Source organism: Myxococcus vastator (assembly GCF_010894475.1).
Classification (GTDB): domain Bacteria; phylum Myxococcota; class Myxococcia; order Myxococcales; family Myxococcaceae; genus Myxococcus; species Myxococcus vastator.
Genome location: NZ_JAAIYB010000595.1, coordinates 1 through 3,989, shown reverse-complemented (window position 1 = coordinate 3,989; position 3,989 = coordinate 1). Strand labels below are relative to the sequence as shown.

Sequence of the window (3,989 nt, the reverse complement as noted above, 5' to 3'; positions counted from 1 at the left end):
GTGGGGGATGCGGGGCCACAGGGGCGTCCTGTGCGCGCGGTGGTGTTGTCTCCGGCCCATGCACACCATGTGTATGCGGCGACCGACGCGGGCATCTTCAAGTCCACCCAGGGTGGGGACTCCTGGGCGCCCGCGAGCACCGGCCTGACGGACCTGGACGTCCATGACCTGGGAATCTCGACCGTGAATGCCGCCCACCTCTACGCGGCGACGGCGAGCGGCGTCTTCGCGTCGACCGATGCGGGCGTCACCTGGACCGCGGCGAGCACGGGGCTCGCGGCGGCCCCGGTGCGTTCGGTGCGGGTGGATGCCAACGATTCCCAGCGCGTGGTGGCGTCGACGGCCGGCGGACTGTTCGAGACTCGGAATGGCGGTGGGAACTGGACCGCCGTGAATCAAGGGCTTCCCACCAATGACGTCCGGGACGTCCTGCTGAATGGCCAGGCGCCGCAGTGGCTGGCGGCGGCCACGGACCAGGGGGTCTACGTCAGCCAGCGCGCCGCCAAGGCCTGGAGCGTGGCCTGTCCTGGCCTGCCTTCGCAGTCCGTCCGTGCCCTGGCTGTGTCGGCGGACAGCACCGTCTTCGTGGGCATTGATGCCGCGACGCTTCAGCAGGAGACCCAGCGCACCTACGGCGTCGCGCCAATCCCCCCAACCGTGGCGAATGCGTCTGTCAATGCCGCTGCCTCCGCCCAGCAGGTCGACGCGCAGGTCGAAGCCCAGGCCGTCGCGGCCGTGGAGGTCGTCTTCCAGGTGCAGGGCGCGCTGGCGCGCCGGGCGACTGCCCGTGCCGCCCGCGTGCGCGACATCCAAAGGGGGAAGATTGGCTCCATGGCGCAGGAGGCTCAGTTGGATGTCTTCGCGCTCTACCGGGGCCCGCAGGCCCAATCCAACATCGAGAGCGTCGTTCCGGTCGACGGAGCGCTGCGACTGTCCCAGGCGGCGACGGCGTTGCAGGCACTCAATGCGCCGGCTCAGCAAGAGGTGGTGCGCAGCGTCGCCAGGGCCGTGGGGTGGGCCGTCTCGGGCCGCACGGGCACGTCGAGCTCGGGTACCCGGCTGACGCCGGCCGTCATTTCGAGATGGCTTCCGTATGCGGCAAGCGACACCGCCGCGCAGCTCATGCCCACGTGGCGGGGGGATTACTCCGCCGTCATCGCCACGGTGGCGGCCTTGTCCCCGTCCACGCCTTCCAATCCGGAGGGCAATGCGCCCCACCAGTACGACGTCCGCGCCCTGACCGCAGAGAGCGCGACGCCCGCCATGTACGCCGCCGTCGCGGATTTGGGGGTGATGCGGAGTACGGACGCGGGGCGGACGTGGGTGCCGGCGGGCAACGGGCTTCCTCAGCCCTGTGACGGGCAGGCCATCGCGGTGTCGTCCGCTCAACCCGCGACCGTCTACGCCGGCAGTGATGCGGGGCTCTTCAAGAGCACGAACTCAGGAGGGCTTTGGGCCCCGGCGATGACGGGGCTGACCCACACGGATGTGCGGTCGATTGTCATCTCCCACGCCAACGTGCAGGTCCTGTACGCGGGGACGAATGGCGGGGTGTTCCGTTCGGCGGATGGAGGCGGGACGTGGGCGGCGGCGAATGCCGGGCTCACGAACCTGGACGTCTACGCGCTGGCGCAGTCCCACGCCCATGCGCAGCACCTCTATGCGGGCACGGCGGCGGGGGTGTTCCACAGCGTGAACGGCGGTGGAAACTGGGCCTTCCTGGCGGGGCCGGGGGCCCTCCACGTGCGCGCGGTGGTGGTGGATCCGGGCAACGCGCAGCACGTGTACGCGGCGACGGTGACGGGCATCTTCAAGTCCACCAACGGCGGCGCTGCCTGGGCGCCGGTGAACACGGGGTTGACCAGTCTGGACGTCCGGGCCCTGACGGCCTCCGCGCACCACGCGGGCACGCTGGTCGCCGTGACCGGGCACGGCGTGTTCAAGACGACGAACGCGGGCGTGAGCTGGGCTCCGGCCACCGCCGGCCTGGGCTTGACGGGGCCGCGCTCCATCGTCGCGGATCCGCTGACGCCCGGAACCCTCTACGCCGCGGGTCTGGGCGGTCTCTATGTCAGTGGCGTCACCCACAACAGCTGGATGCCACTGCGCTGGGGGGCGCCCTCGCAAGACGTCCGGCACACGCTGGTGAGTCATGCGAACGCGCAGCACCTGTACACCTCGACGGCCGCGGGCGTGTTCCACAGCTCGGATCAGGGCGGTACGTGGGCAGCCCGGAACACGGGACTGGGGAACCTGGACGTCCGAGGGATGGCCATGAGCCCCGCGAACGTGCAGGACCTGTACGCGGCGACCGCGGGCGGCGTGTACTCGAGCGGTGACGCAGGGGCCACCTGGGCCGTGGCGAACACCGGTCTGGGCAATCTGGACACGCGGGCCATCGTCGTCTCGCATGCCGTGGCCCAGGACCTGTACGTGGCGACGGGCGGTGGGGTGTTCCAAAGCAACGACGGCGGTGCGACGTGGGCCGCCGCGAACACCGGGCTGACGAATGCCGACGTCCGCATGCTGGTGATGCACCGGGGCAATGCCAACATGCTGTACGCGGCGACGGGCGGTGGGGTGTTCCGGAGCAACGACGGTGGTGCGACGTGGGCCGCTGCGAACACCGGGCTGACGAACACCGACGTCCGCATGCTGGTGATGAGTGGCGCCAATGCCAATCACCTGTACGCGGCGACGGCGGCGGGCGTGTTCCGAAGCGTGAACAGCGGCGCCAACTGGACGGACATCACCTCCGACCTGCCGGATACGGACGTGTGGGCCCTGGGCGGCGCCTTGGTGGGCCGGCCCAAGGACCTGCTCGCGCTGACGCCGACGGGCGCCTACATGACGGTGACCGCCCCCAACGTCAACGTGTTGTGGCTCGAGGCGAGCCCGGAGGTCGGGCCTGTCCAAGCGAAGTGCTTCGCCTTCGACCCCGTTCAGCCTGACGTCGTGCTGGCGGGCACCGCCGGGAAGGGATTCTTCCGGAGTGGGGACGTCGCGGACCACTGGGTGCCAGCCATTTCACGCAACGCCTGGGCGGAGATGCTCGCCCGCATCGGGGCTGTCGCGGCCCAGGTGGGGGTTGCCAACGGCGTCGCGGCCGACGATGCCGCGAAGGCCGCGACGGCCGCCGCACGGGTGGTGCTGCCCGCCGCCTATGGCGCGCCCCAGGTGGGGTGCCACCAGTCTCCCAGCCCGTGTGGCAACGACGTCTGCGCCCTGTCCCTCCACTACTTCGCGCGGGAGTAGGGCGGCGGGGGGCCGCTACAGGAGCGGCGTCGGGAGGATGGACAGCGGCGGCGCGTCCAGGGGCGCGTCCTCGGGGCGGCGCGCGTAGGCGAGCATGCTGCCGCCGTCCTCCGATTCAGCGAAGAACTGCTCGACGGGGCCGAAGAGGAAGTCCAGCTCGTCGTCCGTGCACGTGGGCAGGTAGACGCGCAGCACGCGCGGGTCGTAGTAGCGGAACACCAGCGACTTGCCGCTGGCGTCCTTGACCTTGAGGAAGCGCCGCAGGTGCCGCCGCAGCGCGTCCGGGTGGGCAGGGCTCTGCACGAAGATGCCCCAGCTCTGGCCCCAGCCCGCGGCGAGCAGCTGCTCCGTGGCGGGCGCGCCGGGCCGCAGCTGCACCAGGTAGGGCGCCACCTCCACCAGCTCCGGCGGCAGCTTCCCCGCATAGAGGCAGCTCTGCGTCAGGCCACAGCTGAGCACCAGCCGGTGGACATTGGGGGCCCGCGCCCCGTCCAGGATGGCGTAGAGCGCCGAGGTGGGCGCTTCCTCCGTGGCCTGGCGCACCCACCGCAGCAGGCCCGGAAGCTGGGGGACGGGCGCGCTCACGCCGCCGCCTGCTGCTGCTGCTTCCGCTTCTCACACTCCTCGCAGAACGGCACACCCGCCGCCGCGGCCTGGCGCAGGGCTTCCGCCTGCCGTGCCGGGTCGGGGAAGAGGGTGAAGACCTCCACGGGCGGGCGTGCCAGGGGGATGAC

Annotated in this window: 2 protein-coding genes; one reads left to right on the top strand and one right to left on the bottom strand. The window is 71.2% G+C overall.

Annotated features, from left to right (window positions below):
- Nucleotides 1–3,255, top strand: a 3,255-nt coding sequence (locus G4D87_RS34520) for a WD40/YVTN/BNR-like repeat-containing protein (protein WP_371928645.1), incomplete at its 5' end; no start/stop codon positions are given.
- 15 nt (nt 3,256–3,270) lie between these two features.
- Here the strand turns inward: G4D87_RS34520 and G4D87_RS34515 are convergent.
- Nucleotides 3,271–3,840, bottom strand: a complete 570-nt coding sequence (locus G4D87_RS34515; protein WP_163786923.1) for a DUF4123 domain-containing protein — start codon at nt 3,838–3,840, stop codon at nt 3,271–3,273.
- Nucleotides 3,841–3,989 lie beyond the last annotated feature (149 nt).